This is a genomic window from Methylocapsa palsarum (assembly GCF_900114285.1).
Taxonomy (GTDB): Bacteria; Pseudomonadota; Alphaproteobacteria; order Rhizobiales; family Beijerinckiaceae; genus Methylocapsa; species Methylocapsa palsarum.
The window spans coordinates 185,657-200,438 of the sequence record NZ_FOSN01000007.1 but is presented as its reverse complement, the minus strand read 5'-3'; the positions used below and the strand labels follow the sequence as shown (position 1 = coordinate 200,438).

Here is a 14,782-nt window from a genome sequence, read left to right as displayed (position 1 = left end):
TCCGTAACGCTCTTTACGGCGCCTCGACCCGGTTTTTAGAGCGGAACATCGTTTCGCCGTTGCGTCGCAGATCGATCACGAGATCCCAGCGTCCGGGATCGAGATCGAGCGCGCCTGTGAAGATTCCCGGAGCGGCTTGCGCGAGGGCGACGCTGCGGTCGCGACTGCGGTTGGCGGGGTGCTCAAATTGAACGAGCGCCGACAGTCCGTCAGTCGGCGACGCCGATTCATCGGCCTGCTTTATGGTCACTTCAAGAGTGCCGGAGGAGTCTCTGCGGATCGCGGCGTCGACCTTCCAATGCAGCTTGTCCTGCGCGTGCGAGGCTTTGATCTCGCGGCCGTAGGCGATGCCGGCGCTATAGGCGCTATCGCTTTCGAGGCCGGCGAATGTTGACGTCGCATAATGGATCAGGGCCATGTTCGCGCCGATCACCACGCCGAAAAAACCGATCAGCATCGCAAGCACCTTGCGGCCCGTCAGGGGACGCTCCTGCAATGGGTGCGGGGACGACGATTTGATCGAGACCGAAGACATGCTGATCTCCAAGGATGCTAGGGCGCTTTCCGGTCGGATGTGATCATTCGGTCGATCAGAAATCGCTCCGGATTCAAAAGCGTGAGCATATTCTTGAATATACTCTAGGGCGCAAGAAAATGATCGGCGACTTTGACGGTTTCGGAGGTTTTGAGATCCACCATCGAGAATACGATATTCTGCGAAGGCGGCAATTGAACGTTGAGAGGCGCCGTCACGAGAACCCGCGTTTCGAGAGTCTGATCGGGACCGGCTGTCAGGATCAGAGCGCCGTCTTTCTCCACGGCCGCTCCGATCCCCTCGATTTGCGCGCCTTCCAGTCCGCCCACATTGATCATGAAGCGGCGGGGCTCGGTATTCTTGTTTGAAATGCGCACAGTGTAGGCGTTGCGGATCGCGCCATTCGACAATTGCACAAACATAGGGTTGCGATCATGCATCACAGCGAGTCCCTGGGATCCCCTGGTCGTGAGCGCGTACAACATGATTGATCCGACAATGGCGATCATCGCGGCGTAGAGCACGGTTCGCGCCCGCACGAATCGCGTCGGCAGGCCGGGCAGACCGGCGGCGCGGCGGCGGATGTTGACGTCGGTGTCATAGGCGATCAGCCGTTCGGGACGGCCGACCTTCAACATAACGGCGTCGCAGGCGTCGATACAAAGGCCGCACTGGATGCAGTCGAGTTGCAGGCCATCGCGGATATCGACTCCGGTCGGGCAGACGGCGACGCATTGATGGCAATCGACGCAATCGCCCGCCGGCGCGCCCGCGAGCCTCAGAGCGTCGTTCTTCTTGGCGGATCCGCGTGGTTCGCCACGGTCATAGCGATAGGCGACGTTGAGAGCCCATTCGTCGGTCAGCGCCGCCTGGATGCGGGGCCAGGGGCAGAGGTAGGTGCAGACCTGCTCACGCATATGACCGGCGAGGAAATAGGTCGTGAAGGTGAGAATGCCGATCCAGATCCAGGCGATCGGGGGCGCGGTGAACGTCGCGAGCTGCCGAACCAGTGTCGGTGCGTCATTGAAATAGAGCACCCATGCGCCGCCGGTCCACCACGCGATCAGCAGCCAGGTCGCGTGCTTCCTGACGGCTCTGGTCAATCGCTGGCGCGTCCAGGGACCCTCCGCCGCCTTCATCCGTTCGCGGCGATCGCCTTCGATGGAGCGTTCGACGAGCAGGAACAGGTCGGTCCAGATGGTCTGCGGGCACAGATAACCGCACCAGAGACGGCCCGCGACCGCGTTCATGAGAAACAGGGTCATCGCGGCGAGGATGAGCAGGCCGGTGAAATAATAGACTTCTTGCGGCCAGATCTCGATGAAGAAGAAATAGAACCGGCTGTGGTCGAGATCGACGAGAACCGCCTGCGAAGGTTCAGAAGGCCCTCGATGCCAGCGCACGAAGGGCAGCAGGTAGTAAACGGCGAGAGTCGCGACGAGCAGAGCCCATTTGATGTTGCGGAAAACGCCGGAAACGCTTTGGGGGTAGATCTGCTGCCGCGGCGCATGCATCGGAGAGGAGCCGCCGGCCGCCTCCAGCGCCATTTCGCGCGATTGTTGTTGCCTGAGGCTCATTGTTGGCTTTCGCGCCTCCCGCGGGTCATTGGCCGCCGCCGAGCGTATGGACGTAAACCGTGAGCGCCTTGAGAGTCGCGAGATCGAGACGGCCGCTCCACGCCGGCATGACGCCGCCGCGCCCGTTCGTGAGCGTCTGGACGATCATTTCCTTGTCCGATCCGTAAAGGGATCCGTGAGCGGTCAGGTTCGGCGCGCCGAGTTCCTGGTTTCCGGCGCCCTTGACGCCGTGACAGGGCGCGCAATCCTCCGCGAACAGCTTGGCGCCGCTGGCGACGCTCGCCCCTTGCTCCGCGGGCTGGCCCGACAACGTGTGGACATAATCGGCGACGTTCGAGATTTCCGCTTTCGACAGCACGCCGTCCCGGCCGAAGGCCGGCATGGCGCTGTCGTGTCCCTGCGGGTCGCCGGAGCGGATTCCATGGCTGATGGTGGCGAAGATGGCGTCGAGCGCGCCCCCCCAGATCCAGATGTCGTCGTTCAGATTGGGATAGCCTTTGCCGCCGCCTCCGCCCGCGCCATGACACGGCGCGCAATTGTCGGCGAACGCCGCCTTGCCTTGCGCGCGGGCGAATTCCAGCAGACCGGGATCTTTTTCAATGGCCTGCAGAGAGGCCTTGGCCAGGGCCGCCGTCATCGGACCGCGCGTGGCGCGAAGCGCGGCGATGTCCTTGCCGACGGCGCCTCGCGAACTCCAGCCAAGGACGCCCTTCGTGAACGATGAGTGGAGGGGAATCGCAGGATAGGCGATGACATAGAAGATCGACCAGACGATCGTTCCGACGAAAATGATGACCCACCACCGCGGCAGCGGCGTGTTGAGTTCCTTGATGCCGTCCCAGTCGTGCCCCGTTGTCGGGACGCCGCTGAGCGCATCGATTTTCACTGGAGTTTTCGGGTCGGGGGACATGGTCTCTTAGTCCTCTTTGAGCGGGAGGCGTGCAGCTTCGTCGAATGCAGCCTGCGATCCCGGCCAGAAGGCGTAGGCGGCGATCCCCGTGAAGACGAAGCAAAGGGCGATCAGGGTCAGGAAATCCACATCATGAAGAAGGGCGTCGAGATCCATGTTCTTGGCCTTACCGAATATTGGCTTTGTCGTCGTAGATTTTGAAATCAACCTGCGTGCCGAGCATCTGGAGGTAGGCGATGACGGCGTCCGCCTCCGTCACGGCGCCGGCCTGTCCGCCAAAATTCCGCGAGATGGCGTTGGGATAGCGCTTCGCAAGGTCAGACGAACCCGCCGAGCCGTCCTTGGCTTGCGCCTCCAGATCCAGCCCGGCCTTTTCGATCATCTCTTGCGTGTATGGCACGCCCTCGTTCGCAAGCGCGTTCATGCTCTCCGAGATATGCCTGTAGTCGAGTTCCGTCGTGGCGAGCCAGGGATAACCCGGCATGATCGAGGCCGGAACAAGGGAGCGGGGATCGTTGAAATGCTGCTGGTGCCACGCGTCTGAATATTTGCCGCCGACGCGCGCGAGGTCCGGTCCGTTGCGCTTCGATCCCCACTGGAACGGATGATCGTACATGCTTTCCGCGGCGAGCGAATAATGCCCGTAGCGTTCGACCTCGTCGCGCAGCGCGCGGATCATCTGCGAATGGCACAGATAGCAGCCTTCGCGCACGTAGATGTCGCGACCGGCGAGTTCGAGCGGCGTATAGGGCCGCACGCCATCGACCTTTTCGATCGTGCTTTTCAGATAGAACAGCGGCACGATCTGAGCCAATCCCCCGATCGAGACGACGATGAGGACGCCGATCAGCATGATCAGCGCGTTCTTTTCGAAGATGACGGATTTGTTCCACAGGGACATGGTCAATCTCACTCTGCCGCCGCGAGCGACGGGGCCGCCGAGGGAAGAGGGGAGGTCTCGGGCGAAACGATCGTTTTGTAGAGATTCCAGGCCATGATGAGGGCTCCGGCCAGGAAGAGCCCTCCGCCAATCGCGCGGATCATATAGAAGACGTGCATTGCCTCGACCGTTTCGATGAATGAATATTCAAGAAAGCCGCGGCTTGTGTAGGCGCGCCACATCAGCCCCTGAAGAATGCCGGCGACCCACATTGACGTGATGTAAAGGACGATGCCGATCGTCGAAATCCAGAAGTGCCAGTTGACGAGGCGCAGGGAGTAGAGCCTGGAGCGGTTCCAGAGCCAGGGCACGAGGCAGTAAAGCGCGCCGAACGACACATAGCCGACCCACCCCATGGCCCCCGAATGGACGTGGCCGATGGTCCAGTCCGTGTAATGGGAAAGCGAGTTCACCGACTTCACCGACATGACCGGCCCCTCGAAAGTGGACATGCCGTAGAAGGCGACCGACACGACGAGCATGCGCAGGACCGGATCGGTGCGCAGCTTGTCCCAGGCGCCGGACAGGGTCATGAGACCGTTGATCATGCCGCCCCAGGACGGCATCCACAGCATGACCGAAAAGACCATCCCGAGGGTTTGGGCCCAATCCGGCAAGGCCGTGTAGTGAAGGTGATGCGGACCGGCCCAGATGTAAAGGAAGATCAGGGACCAGAAGTGGATGACGGAAAGCCGGTATGAATAGATCGGCCGGTCGGCGCGTTTGGGAATGAAATAATACATGATCCCAAGGAAGCCCGCCGTCAGGAAAAACCCGACGGCGTTGTGGCCGTACCACCATTGCACCATCGCATCCTGAACGCCGGACCAGACGACATAGGACTTCGACGAATAGAGCGACACCGGGATCGCGGCGTTGTTGACGACGTGAAGCATCGCGATGGTCAAGATGAAAGCAAGGAAGAACCAGTTCGCGACATAGATGTGCGGCTCCTCCCGCCGCAGCAGAGTCGCGACGAACACGAGCAGATAGACAACCCAGACGATGGTCAGCCAAAGATCAGCGTACCATTCGGGCTCTGCGTATTCCTTACCTTGCGTAATGCCAAGAAGGTAGCCGGTGCCGGCGATCACGATGAACAGATTGTAGCCGAGGACGACCAGCCAGGGCGCAAGGTCTCCGGCGAGACGCGCGCGGCAGGTTCTTTGAACGATATAGAAGGACGACGCGAGCAGAACATTGCCGCCGAACGCGAAAATGACCGCCGACGTATGCAAGGGCCGCAGACGTCCGAAGCCGATCCAGGGGATGTCGAGATTGAGCGCCGGAAAGGCCAGTTCGAGCGCGATATAAAGGCCAACCGCGAAACCGGCGATTCCCCAGAAAATCGCCGCTATAGCCGCAAATTTCACAGGCGCGAAATTGTAGTTTGGACGGCCGTCGATCATGCGTGGGGGAAGCGCAAGCGGACGCGTGGCGGAGCGATCGTAAATCATGTAGATCGCGCCGGCGCTGGCGGCCGCGAAAATCCACCAATGAAACGCATAGGCGGTTGTGTACGCATGGAGTGCGATATCGACGGACAAAAGTGCGAACGCGGCCAACAATCCGATTGCGCCGATTTCGCCGCCTCTGAAACGATTCAAAGCCGATGCCGCCTGGTTCATGGGTGTCAAACCTTCTTCGCGCCTGCGCCGCTTTTCCGTAGCCGAATGAGCTCGCTCGTGCCGCGCAAAGAGTCTTTAGAGGTTTCGAAAGACGAAAACAATGCATTGCAGCAGCTATCACAACATTTGTAGCTAGAACGCTGCCTTACATAATGTTGTTTAATTAGAATTATTAAAACAGAGTGCGCAATAAGAGGTTCGAGAGATCTTTGGCGGCGCTTGCATCAGACAATGACGTTAGCATCCAGACAAAGACGTCTGCATTCAGACATACGAGCGCGTCAAAACCAACAACAGAGGTCTTGAGAATGGATGACGTCGCGATCGCGCGCGCAGTGCATTTCTGGTCCGTGCGGCAGTTCAAGTGGTTCGGAAAGCGCGCCGTCATCGCTCCCGAAAACGCTTTCGCGGGTTCTGTTGATGCTGAGCCTCGTCACGAACTTCGGCGCAGTCGCCGGCGCTCATTGATTGTCGTTCTTCCGCTGAAGTTCGGCGGCTCTTTTGCGCTTCAGGGCGCGCCTCGCGACCGGCGCCGAAAGGCTTATTGTTTGCGCCGCCTGAGTGAAACTAGGCATTGCAATGGAAGCGAACACTGGGCAATGGTAGCGTACACGGGCGCCCGGATGCCAAGCCATGACCTCGTCCGCGACAAGAACAAGCTTTCGCGTCGGTTTCGAGACGCTGGCGCAGGAGAGACAGGATGTCGAACTCGCCTGGCGCGGCAGACCGCCGCCATGGCTGAACGGCCGATTGTTCCGCACCGGCCCGGCGAGGTTCGAGGTGGGGAAGGACGCTTACCGTCACTGGTTCGACGGGTTGGCGATGCTGCACAAATTCGAGCTACGCGACGGCGCCGTTCGATACAGCAACCGTTTTCTCCACAGCCAAGCTTTCCTCGCATCGGTAAAAGCGGGCCATATCGCCCGCGACGAGTTCGGGACCGCGTGCCGCCGCACGTTCTGGTCGCGACTGTCCGGCGCGGCGTCGACCGAGATGACCGACAACGGCAGCGTGAACATCATATCCTATGGTCCCGGCGATCTCGTGGCGCTGACTGAAACGCCGCATCCGGTCAGGTTCGATCCGCGCACGCTCGAGGCCGACGGCGAATTCAAATGGACCGATGACATAGGCAGCCAGCTCACGACCGCCCATCCGCTTTGGGACGCTGAGCGGCGTCTGATCTATAATTTCGAAACGGCTTTCGGACGTCGCAATCTTTACCGGTTCACCAGCGTCGCCGCCGGATCGCGGACGCGCCGCCTCGTCGCGGAGATCGAAACGGATCAGCCTGTCTGGATCCACAGTTTCGGCATGAGCGCGCGCTACCTGATTCTGGCCGAATTTCCCCTTGTGGTCCTCCCCCTGCGGCTGCTGTTCAGCGGCGGGGCTTTCATCGACAACCTTCGCTGGCGGCCCGAGCGCGGCGTGAAGTTCACGATCGTGGACAAGGAATCGGGCGACATCGTCCGTCGCGCCGAAACGGATCCCTGCTTCGGGTTCCATCTCGTCAACGCCTTTGAGGAGGACGGCGACCTCGCGCTCGATCTCGTCGCCTATTCCGACGCGGCCATCGTCGCCAGCCTCTCTCTCGATCGTTTGCGGCGGGCGGGCGTCAAGGCGATGGGCCGTCTCGCCAGATTCCGGATTCCGCTGAACCCAGGCGCCGTGACAAGGACGATCTTGTCAGAGGCGCCGTTGGAGATGCCGCGGTTCGACGAGCGCCGCGCCGGTCGCGCCTATCGGTTCGTCTGGGGCGCGGGGCAAGCCGGAGAGGACTTCATGGATCGCGTCACGAAATGCGATCTTCAAACCGGCGAGGCGGCGCATTGGAGCGAAGCAGGCGCCTATCCGGGCGAACCCGTGTTCGTGGCGGCTCCCGACGGGCGGGGCGAGGACGACGGCGTCGTCCTGACCGTCGTTCTCGACGCCAACGAGGGGCGGTCTTTTCTGGCCGTGCTCGACGCCGCGACTTTGCAGGAGCAAGCCCGCGCCTATGCGCCGCACATCATTCCGTTCGGCTTCCACGGCAATTTTTTCGCTGGCGCGGCAGAGGCGCCAAGCGCGGGGTTCTAATCGATTTTCGTCGTGCCCGGCAGACTGAGGATAAATTCCTGTCCCATGATCGCGGCGGGGGTCCAGCAGCCGGGCGGAAACTCTGTCGCGAGCAGCCGTTCGACGATCGCCAATGCGCTGAAGACGGTGAACGTATAGCCGTTCGAACATTGGAAGCGGACTTCCCGCGTTTGTCCGCCCGGAGTCCTTGCTTCGCCCCAGATCCAGGTCGGGCTCGCCTCGCGCGCCGCCGCGTCCGGTCCTACGACATTGTGTTCAATGCGCGCCGCAAGCCAGGCTTGAACGCGCGGCCGCTGGATGACGAAACCGAATACATTCGTCAGCCGCGCGATCGCCAGCCGCGCCGGCGAGATCGGCGTGTAGACCATGATGTTGGGGACGCCTGTGGTGTAATAGGCCGATGCGACGTCGCCCCATGGAATGGGCATCGCCCGCCTTACGCCGCAACCGAAGTCGATCTGACGGAATCCTTGACCGATCGGCAGATCGGCGATCTTGCCGTCGCGCCGGACCTTGCCGCTTTTTCCCAGCGACTCGATGAGCGTCTTGGCGGTGCCCTGCGACATCTTGTGAGCGGTCTCGAAGCCCAGCGCGAGCTCATGCGCGTCCGGCAACGCCGTCTTGAGCATGAGAGCGACGCAATCGGTCGGGGCGACGTCAAATCCGACGCCGGGGCAGAGGATAATGCCCGCCGCTCTCGCCTCCGCGTCGAAGCGGTGCGCGCCCTCCAGGATTTCGATTTCGCCGGTGATGTCGAGGTAGTGGGCCCTGGCGGCGAGGCAGGCCCGCATGAGCGGGACGGCGGTTTTCGAAAACGGTCCGGCGCAATTCAGCACAAGACCAGTCCCGTCCAGCGCCGCCGCGAGGTCAGTCGGCGCGTCGAGCGAAAACACCTTCGAGGGAAGGTCTAATTCCGTCGCAAGGGCGGCGATACTGACGCCGTTTCTGCCGGCAAGAACCGGAGCGGCGCCGCGCCTTTTCGCTTCGCGCGCGATCAGCTCCCCCGTGTATCCATTCGCGCCGTAGATCATCCATTGCATAAGCCCTGCCTTTCCGGGAAACGATGCGGCTGGTCGCGAACTCTGCAAGCGCTTAGAGCGTATTCCGATTGGAGTGAAACCATCCAATCGACAAGACTATGCTCAAACTTTTGAATCCAGAGCGATTTCTGATCGACCGAATGATCACATTCGGCCGGAAACGCTCTAAGGGCGACGCCGAAATCATGATGTAAGTTAATGCTCTTTTTCCAGAAAGCCTCAATCTCCTTCATGATGAGAAGTTCGAAATCCTATCGCCCTTCTCGTAATATGCTCGTCAGCAGCTGTTTCCGCTTTCGAAAGAGTCCGCCGCTCGGAGGTTTCGCTTCCAGGTCGCAGGTCAATCGCCAAATCCTGCAAAAGACAGTTCGAAGATTTGGCGCTTAAGGTAAATATACCTAAGTCTTGAGACTTCGAGGGGAAGGCTTGCAAGACGCCTGCGCGCGGGTTGACGATCGCGCGCCGAACGGGCACTTGGCGGCTTCGAGCGCAGTTCCTGCACCAGTTCCTGCCCCAGTCCCCGGAGCAAACCCTTTCATGCCCAAACTCAACGGAAACCAGATCTCGCCCGGCGCCGTCATCGAGCACGACGGCGGGCTTTGGGTCGCGGTCAAGACCAACGCCGTGAAGCCGGGCAAGGGCGGCGCCTTCAACCAGGTCGAACTGAAGAACCTGATCGACGGGCGCAAGCTCAACGAACGGTTCCGCGCCGACGCGACGGTCGAGGCGATCGATCTCGAACTCAAGGATTTCAGCTTTCTTTACAAGGAGGGCGACGCGCTCGTTTTCATGGACCTTGAGACCTACGAGCAGATCGAACTCGCCGCGGATTGGGTCGGCGAACGCGCGGCGTTTCTTCAGGACGGGATGAAGGTCACTTTGCAGATGCATGACGGGCGCGCGATCAGCATCAAACTTCCCGCCTATGTCACGCTGACCATCGTCGAGGCCGATCCCGTGGTGCGAGGCCAGACCGCGGCCTCGTCCTACAAGCCCGCCGTGCTTGAGAACGGCCTGCGCATCCTGGTGCCCCCATTCATCGCCAGTGGCGAACGGATCGTCGTCGACACCAGCGAAGTCGCCTATATGCGGCGGGCCGACTGAAGGTCGCGGCGGGGAGGGCATGTCCTGAATTTCCATCGGGCATGCCGGCTTTTTGAATTCGAGCGAGGCGAATGCATGATCAGGTCCGCGTTGATGAACGTGATGAAGGCGGCCGCCGTCAAGGCCGGACGCGGCTTGAAACGCGACTTCGGCGAGGTCGAGAACCTTCAGGTTTCGGTGAAGGGTCCGGGCGATTTCGTGACTCTCGCTGACAGGAGGGCCGAAAACGTCTTGTTCGAGGAACTTTCCAAAGCCCGCCCCGGCTATGGATTCGTTCTCGAGGAGGGCGGCATCGTCGAAGGGGCCGACAAGACCCACACCTGGTATATCGATCCGCTCGACGGAACGACGAATTTCCTACACGGGCTGCCCCTGTTCGCGATTTCGATCGGGCTTGCGCGCGAGGGCCAGATCGTCGCCGGCCTCGTCTACAATCCGGCGAACGACGATCTGTTCATCGCCGAAAAAGGGCAGGGCGCCTATTACAACAACCGGCGTCTGCGGGTCGCGGCGCGGCGCGACATGGCCGACGCGCTCATCGGCTGCGGCATTCCCCATATCGGCAAACTCAAGGACCATCCCCGCTTCATGGCGGAGTGCGCGGCGGTGATGAAACGCGCCGGAAATCTCCGTCGCCTCGGCGCCGCCGCCCTCGATCTCTGTTTCGTCGCCTCGGCCAGTTACGATGGATTCTGGGAGCGCAACCTGAAGCCCTGGGACATCGCCGCCGGGATCATTATCATTAAGGAAGCCGGCGGCTTCGTCACCGACGCGGACGGCGGTCCTGACATGCTGGCCAAAGGCTCCGTCTGCGCTGGCAACGACGCGATTCACCGTCAGCTGCTTGAGCTCGTTCGTTCGGCAGCATGAAGTCATCGGCATCGCAATAAAGTGATGGCCGGCGCCTCGAAGAAGATTGCGGGCGGCGTATATTATGCTCGCGCGCCAAGGCCAAGAATTCGTCGGCGCGCGATCATGGAGCATATCAATGAGCGCGGAGACAGGACATTCCTATCAACCGTTTTCGAGCGGGGCCGGCAGACCCGACGAGTGGCGCGGATGCCGCCGCGGTCCGGGATGGACCCCCGCCGAGATCGTCGCGATGGTGCTCGGGTTCGTCCTGTTCTGGCCGATCGGCCTCGCGGTCATCGGATGGAAGATCTGGCAGAAGAACAGCGGCTATCAGGGCGACCTCGTGTCCTACGCGCAGGCAAAATGGGACGGGCGATCAGGCTGGACCTCTGCTTATGGGCAGGGCGGGGCCTGGCGCAGCTCGTGGTGGACGAACTGCCGCTCTTCCGCGATGGGCCCGACGGGGAATTCCGCCTTCGATGACTGGCGGTCGTCCGAACTGGCCCGGCTTGAGGAGGAGCGCGACAAACTCGTTCAGGCGGAGCGGGAATTCGGCGCGTATATCGAGAATCTGCGGCGGGCGAAGGATCGGGAGGAATTCGACCGCTTCATGGCGCAGCGGCAATCCGGACAGGGAACCGGGGGCGCCGCGTAACATTGCATGAACGCGCCGGCGCGTCACTCGGTCGGAGAATTGCGCAGCTTCTTGGTCTCGCCGCGTTGCACCTTTTTGTCGACCCGGCGTTTGCGCGCCGAAAGGCTGGGGCGTGTTTTGATACGCGGCTTGGGTTTTTCGGCCGCCTCGGCGATCAGGCCGATCAGCCGCGCCAGCGCGGTTTTCTTGTTCAAGTCCTGCGAGCGGTGCGTCTGCGCGAAAATGACCAGCACGCCCTCTCGGGTGCAGCGCTGTCCGGAGAGCCGCTCCAGACGGCGCTTGACCGCCTCCCCGAGGGACGGAGAATTGGCGATATCGAAACGCAACTGCACGGCCGATTCGACCTTGTTGACGTTCTGACCTCCGGGGCCGCTGGCGCGCAGAAACGAGAACTCGAGTTCGGACTCCTCGAGCGCGATGTCTTTCGTCACTTCAATCTTTGGCATGTCGGCAATTGCTTCGTCCTGGCGCCGCCCTTGGGGTCAAGACGCGTTACGACATCCTTAACCTCGATGGTTTAGCGCCACTTAACATTTTCCGCGCATATCTGCGCGATGGCGCCTCGTCTCCTGCCTCTCGCCGCCCTGACGGCGTTCATCTTGACCCTGGCGGGCTGCTCGAACTACGAGAGGCCCCGCCGGCCAGCCTGGCGAAGCCAGGCCGAAAACGCTTGCATCGCGCAGAATTTGATCCGCGTCTCGCAATTCGTCCAGCCGGCGCGCGAAATTGACGGTCCCGGCATTTGCGGGTTGACGCGGCCGTTCAGGGTCAGCGCGCTGCTCGAGGGGACCGTCAAAATTAACACCAACGCCATTCTCGATTGCCCGATGATCGCCGCGCTCAATGGCTGGATCAGCACGGTTGTGCAGCCTGCGGCGTTGGCGCGATTCGGGCAGCCGGTGGCGCAAATCGATTCGATGGGCGCCTACAGTTGCCGCTCGATGAACAATCAGCGCGGGGCTCGAATTTCGGAACACGCCTTCGGCAACGCCCTCGATATCGGCGGCTTTCGTCTCGCCGACGGACGCGAGATCCTGATCGTGCGGGACTGGACGCGCGGCGACGATCAGGCGCGCGCTTTTCTGCAAGATGTGCACGCGGGCGGATGCGCCCATTTCACAACCGTATTGGGACCAGGCGCCAACGTTTTCCACTACAACCACATCCATTTCGACCTGGCGATGCACGGAAACTCATCGTCTGGCCCGCGCCGAATCTGCCGGCCGGAACCACAAATCGCGCCGGCCCCGCAAAATCCGCGCGACAGTTTGCCGGATGCGCCCGAATTCGACGATGACGTGGATATGGCGCAGGGAAAAATTCCGTCTGATGGCGCGCTCACGGCGCATGCGGGACCGGGACCCGCGCCTGTTGCAAGTGTTCCGGTTGCAAGCGTTCCGTCGGCCTATGCCGCGCGGCCTGCAGCGATCGACCGGGCGCCTATCCCTCCCGAGCCTGTAGGCGGAACGTTGCGCGAGGACGGGGCCTTTGTTCCAGAAGCAAATCCAAGAGATTGGGATCTGACGTCGTCGATCCCGCGACGCTGAACAAACCTGATCAGACCCGCAGCGGTGAATTACCAGGCTCGGGGGTGGAGCCGGCGTTTCCAGCGCTGGCCCGGGGGAAGCGTCGATGCGTCCGCGCGGCCGAGGAAGACACGCGGTCTGGTCAGCTGAGGCGCTGTCTGGATTGTTATGAGTTTGGCGTCGGAAGCCTCGTCGGCGACCCGAACGGAAGCGGGCTTCCGGCTTGGAGTGGGTTCGCGGTTTGCGATATTGATGACGCTGGCGTTTGGCTCATACGTCGCGGGGGTTTTCCTGGCAATCGGCTTATCGCTTTTTCCTTTTTTTGCCGACACGCGCCTCATCGGCTTGGCCTCGATCGCGAGATCGGAGATCTCCGGTTGTACGAGACTCTGCAAGACCCTGGGAGCAGTCCGGTTGCCGGATTGATCGGCGTCGCTTGGTTGTCGAGCGGGAAGGGACGCGAAGACTTTGTCGCGATCTTTGGCCGCCGCGTCCGAGTTTTCCTTGGATGTAAGCCGTCTGCTTCCATTCGGCGTCTGCAAAAATGCGGGAACGACGAGATCGGATTCTGCGGAGCGCTGCGTGAATTGCGGCGGTGCGGCTTCGTCGATCTCCAGTTCAAGCGCGCTGGCCTGCGACGGGGCGGGTGCGCCGGGGGAGCGGCGCGATCGCTTGATCTCGACCGAAAAAGGCTTGGGCTGACGTTTCATTTTTTGTCCACGAACATTTTTGTCCACTAAAAAGACGGCGCGCAGATCACAAGGAAAGTGCGGAACTCGATCTTGCATCGAGTCGGCGCGCTGGTTCAGATTGTTTCCCCGTTATTTCGATGCTCGTTGCGAGTCAGCGTTTCGGGACCGAGGATTTCGCATCTTCAATGCTGTTGTCGTTTTACTGTTGTAGTTTCAAGTTCATCTCGACGGGAGGGGTTCTTTACCGGCGCGCTAGAACCTTGCACGGGAGGATTCCGGGCCCAAGCAACTTTAACAAGGCAAGATTGCAAGAACACAACTCGGTCGCCGAACGCGCTGACCGAATTCATTGCCCCGCAACTCATTGACCGCCACCATGGCCCGGCCATTCATTTGATCCGCAACGAACGTGGGCAGGCGTTATGTGTTTTACCGTCGTCGATCACAAGCATGCATGCGATCAAAAATCAAATTATATTTGCAGCTCCCGAAACGTTCTACTGTCGTTTACGCGGAAAGGCCTACTCACGACCAATTGCCGCTAGAGACCTATTGGGTGGTCAATGACAAATCACCGAATCGCTCGTGCGCGACCTTACACCTGCATGATCTTACACGCGAGACCTTAAATGGTTGGAGAAAACGCGCCAAGGATAAAAAAGTCGCCAATCTGTCAAAGCGCTCGCCCAATGACGACCCGAAAAGAATATCCGATATTCCGCCACAATTTTGACTACATCTGAGGAGGCGCCGCCTCGCGATTGAAACGCTTGGCCTCCCCTAATGAAGGCTTACCATCTCGAGTTCCTGCTCGATGGCGTTGGCGAGCGCCGCGTTGCGGGTGTCGGTCACGGCGATCGGGCTTCCGTCCGCGCCAAGCAGGGCGAAGAGCTGCAGCCCCGGCTGAACCTCGGGCGCCTGTGGGAGGAGCTTGACCAAATCCTCCGAGCGAATGGGCTTCAGATACGCGACTCTGCCGCCGCCCAGGCGCGCAAGCTGATCGCTGGTCAGCAGCGCCGACTCGTTTTTTGTTTCGTTGAACATCAACATGTCTCCTCTGCGGTCATGCGACCCGCGTTCTGCGAACTTTTAAGTCTCGCACCGTAGTGTTGATCTTTTGTTCACATCATGATCTTGGCCAAGGCGACCGACAGTCATTCAGATTTTCCCGTCTCAATGATCCTGACAGCAACAAGACCCGGCCGCTCAGAAACGCGCCGGAAAGCTTGATCTAGGTTTCTGGAACA

15 protein-coding genes are annotated in these 14,782 nt (G+C 60.8%); 5 read left to right on the top strand and 10 right to left on the bottom strand.

Annotated features, from left to right (window positions below; all coding sequences use genetic code 11):
- Positions 1-13: 13 nt before the first annotated feature.
- The 6 genes from BM177_RS10095 to ccoN form a co-directional block, all read right to left on the bottom strand.
- Positions 14-535: a FixH family protein gene (locus tag BM177_RS10095; protein WP_139223584.1), complete on the bottom strand. Its 522-nt coding sequence runs from the start codon at positions 533-535 to the stop codon at positions 14-16.
- 104 nt (positions 536-639) lie between these two features.
- Positions 640-2,112 carry a cytochrome c oxidase accessory protein CcoG gene (gene ccoG / locus BM177_RS10090; RefSeq protein ID WP_244532243.1) on the bottom strand — a complete coding sequence of 491 codons (1,473 nt, stop codon included), beginning with the start codon at positions 2,110-2,112 and terminating at the stop codon, positions 640-642.
- Positions 2,113-2,137: 25 nt separating this feature from the next.
- Positions 2,138-3,022 (bottom strand): cytochrome-c oxidase, cbb3-type subunit III, encoded by an 885-nt coding sequence (gene ccoP, locus BM177_RS10085; RefSeq protein ID WP_091681736.1) that lies wholly within the window; start codon positions 3,020-3,022, stop codon positions 2,138-2,140.
- A gap of 6 nt (positions 3,023-3,028) precedes the next feature.
- Positions 3,029-3,178, bottom strand: coding sequence for a cbb3-type cytochrome oxidase subunit 3 (locus BM177_RS10080; RefSeq protein WP_091681734.1), 150 nt, complete (start codon positions 3,176-3,178; stop codon positions 3,029-3,031).
- A 10-nt stretch (positions 3,179-3,188) separates the two neighbouring features.
- Positions 3,189-3,923, bottom strand: a complete 735-nt coding sequence (ccoO, locus tag BM177_RS10075) for a cytochrome-c oxidase, cbb3-type subunit II (protein WP_091681732.1) — start codon at positions 3,921-3,923, stop codon at positions 3,189-3,191.
- A gap of 8 nt (positions 3,924-3,931) precedes the next feature.
- Positions 3,932-5,590: a cytochrome-c oxidase, cbb3-type subunit I gene (ccoN, locus tag BM177_RS10070; protein WP_091681728.1), complete on the bottom strand. Its 1,659-nt coding sequence runs from the start codon at positions 5,588-5,590 to the stop codon at positions 3,932-3,934.
- A gap of 633 nt (positions 5,591-6,223) precedes the next feature.
- On the opposite strand from ccoN, the gene BM177_RS10060 reads away from it, so the two are divergent.
- Positions 6,224-7,666, top strand: a complete 1,443-nt coding sequence (locus BM177_RS10060) for a carotenoid oxygenase family protein (protein ID WP_091681723.1) — start codon at positions 6,224-6,226, stop codon at positions 7,664-7,666.
- On the opposite strand, the gene BM177_RS10055 is transcribed toward BM177_RS10060, so the two are convergent.
- On the bottom strand, positions 7,663-8,706 hold the full coding sequence (locus BM177_RS10055) for a saccharopine dehydrogenase family protein (RefSeq protein WP_091681721.1): 1,044 nt from the start codon (positions 8,704-8,706) through the stop codon (positions 7,663-7,665). The genes BM177_RS10060 and BM177_RS10055 overlap by 4 nt on opposite strands.
- Positions 8,707-9,243: 537 nt before the next feature.
- Here BM177_RS10055 and efp point away from each other — a divergent pair.
- From efp to BM177_RS10040, 3 genes are all read left to right on the top strand, one after another.
- Positions 9,244-9,810: an elongation factor P gene (gene efp / locus BM177_RS10050; RefSeq protein WP_091681719.1), complete on the top strand. Its 567-nt coding sequence runs from the start codon at positions 9,244-9,246 to the stop codon at positions 9,808-9,810.
- Between the two features lie 75 nt (positions 9,811-9,885).
- The gene (locus BM177_RS10045) at positions 9,886-10,680 is read left to right on the top strand and encodes an inositol monophosphatase family protein (protein WP_091681717.1); all 795 of its coding nucleotides are present in this window, start codon (positions 9,886-9,888) and stop codon (positions 10,678-10,680) included.
- Positions 10,681-10,798: 118 nt separating this feature from the next.
- Positions 10,799-11,317: a DUF2852 domain-containing protein gene (locus tag BM177_RS10040; protein ID WP_091681843.1), complete on the top strand. Its 519-nt coding sequence runs from the start codon at positions 10,799-10,801 to the stop codon at positions 11,315-11,317.
- A 23-nt stretch (positions 11,318-11,340) separates the two neighbouring features.
- Here BM177_RS10040 and arfB read toward each other — a convergent pair whose 3' ends face one another.
- The gene (gene arfB, locus BM177_RS10035) at positions 11,341-11,763 is read right to left on the bottom strand and encodes an alternative ribosome rescue aminoacyl-tRNA hydrolase ArfB (RefSeq protein WP_091681715.1); all 423 of its coding nucleotides are present in this window, start codon (positions 11,761-11,763) and stop codon (positions 11,341-11,343) included.
- A 108-nt stretch (positions 11,764-11,871) separates the two neighbouring features.
- On the opposite strand from arfB, the gene BM177_RS10030 reads away from it, so the two are divergent.
- Positions 11,872-12,864, top strand: a complete 993-nt coding sequence (locus BM177_RS10030) for an extensin-like domain-containing protein (RefSeq protein ID WP_091681713.1) — start codon at positions 11,872-11,874, stop codon at positions 12,862-12,864.
- Between the two features lie 29 nt (positions 12,865-12,893).
- Here the strand turns inward: BM177_RS10030 and BM177_RS10025 are convergent, their stop codons facing one another.
- Positions 12,894-13,553 (bottom strand): hypothetical protein, encoded by a 660-nt coding sequence (locus tag BM177_RS10025; protein ID WP_091681711.1) that lies wholly within the window; start codon positions 13,551-13,553, stop codon positions 12,894-12,896.
- Positions 13,554-14,315: 762 nt separating this feature from the next.
- Positions 14,316-14,579, bottom strand: a complete 264-nt coding sequence (locus BM177_RS10020) for a BQ00720 family protein (RefSeq protein WP_091681840.1) — start codon at positions 14,577-14,579, stop codon at positions 14,316-14,318.
- Between the last annotated feature and the right edge of the window lie 203 nt (positions 14,580-14,782).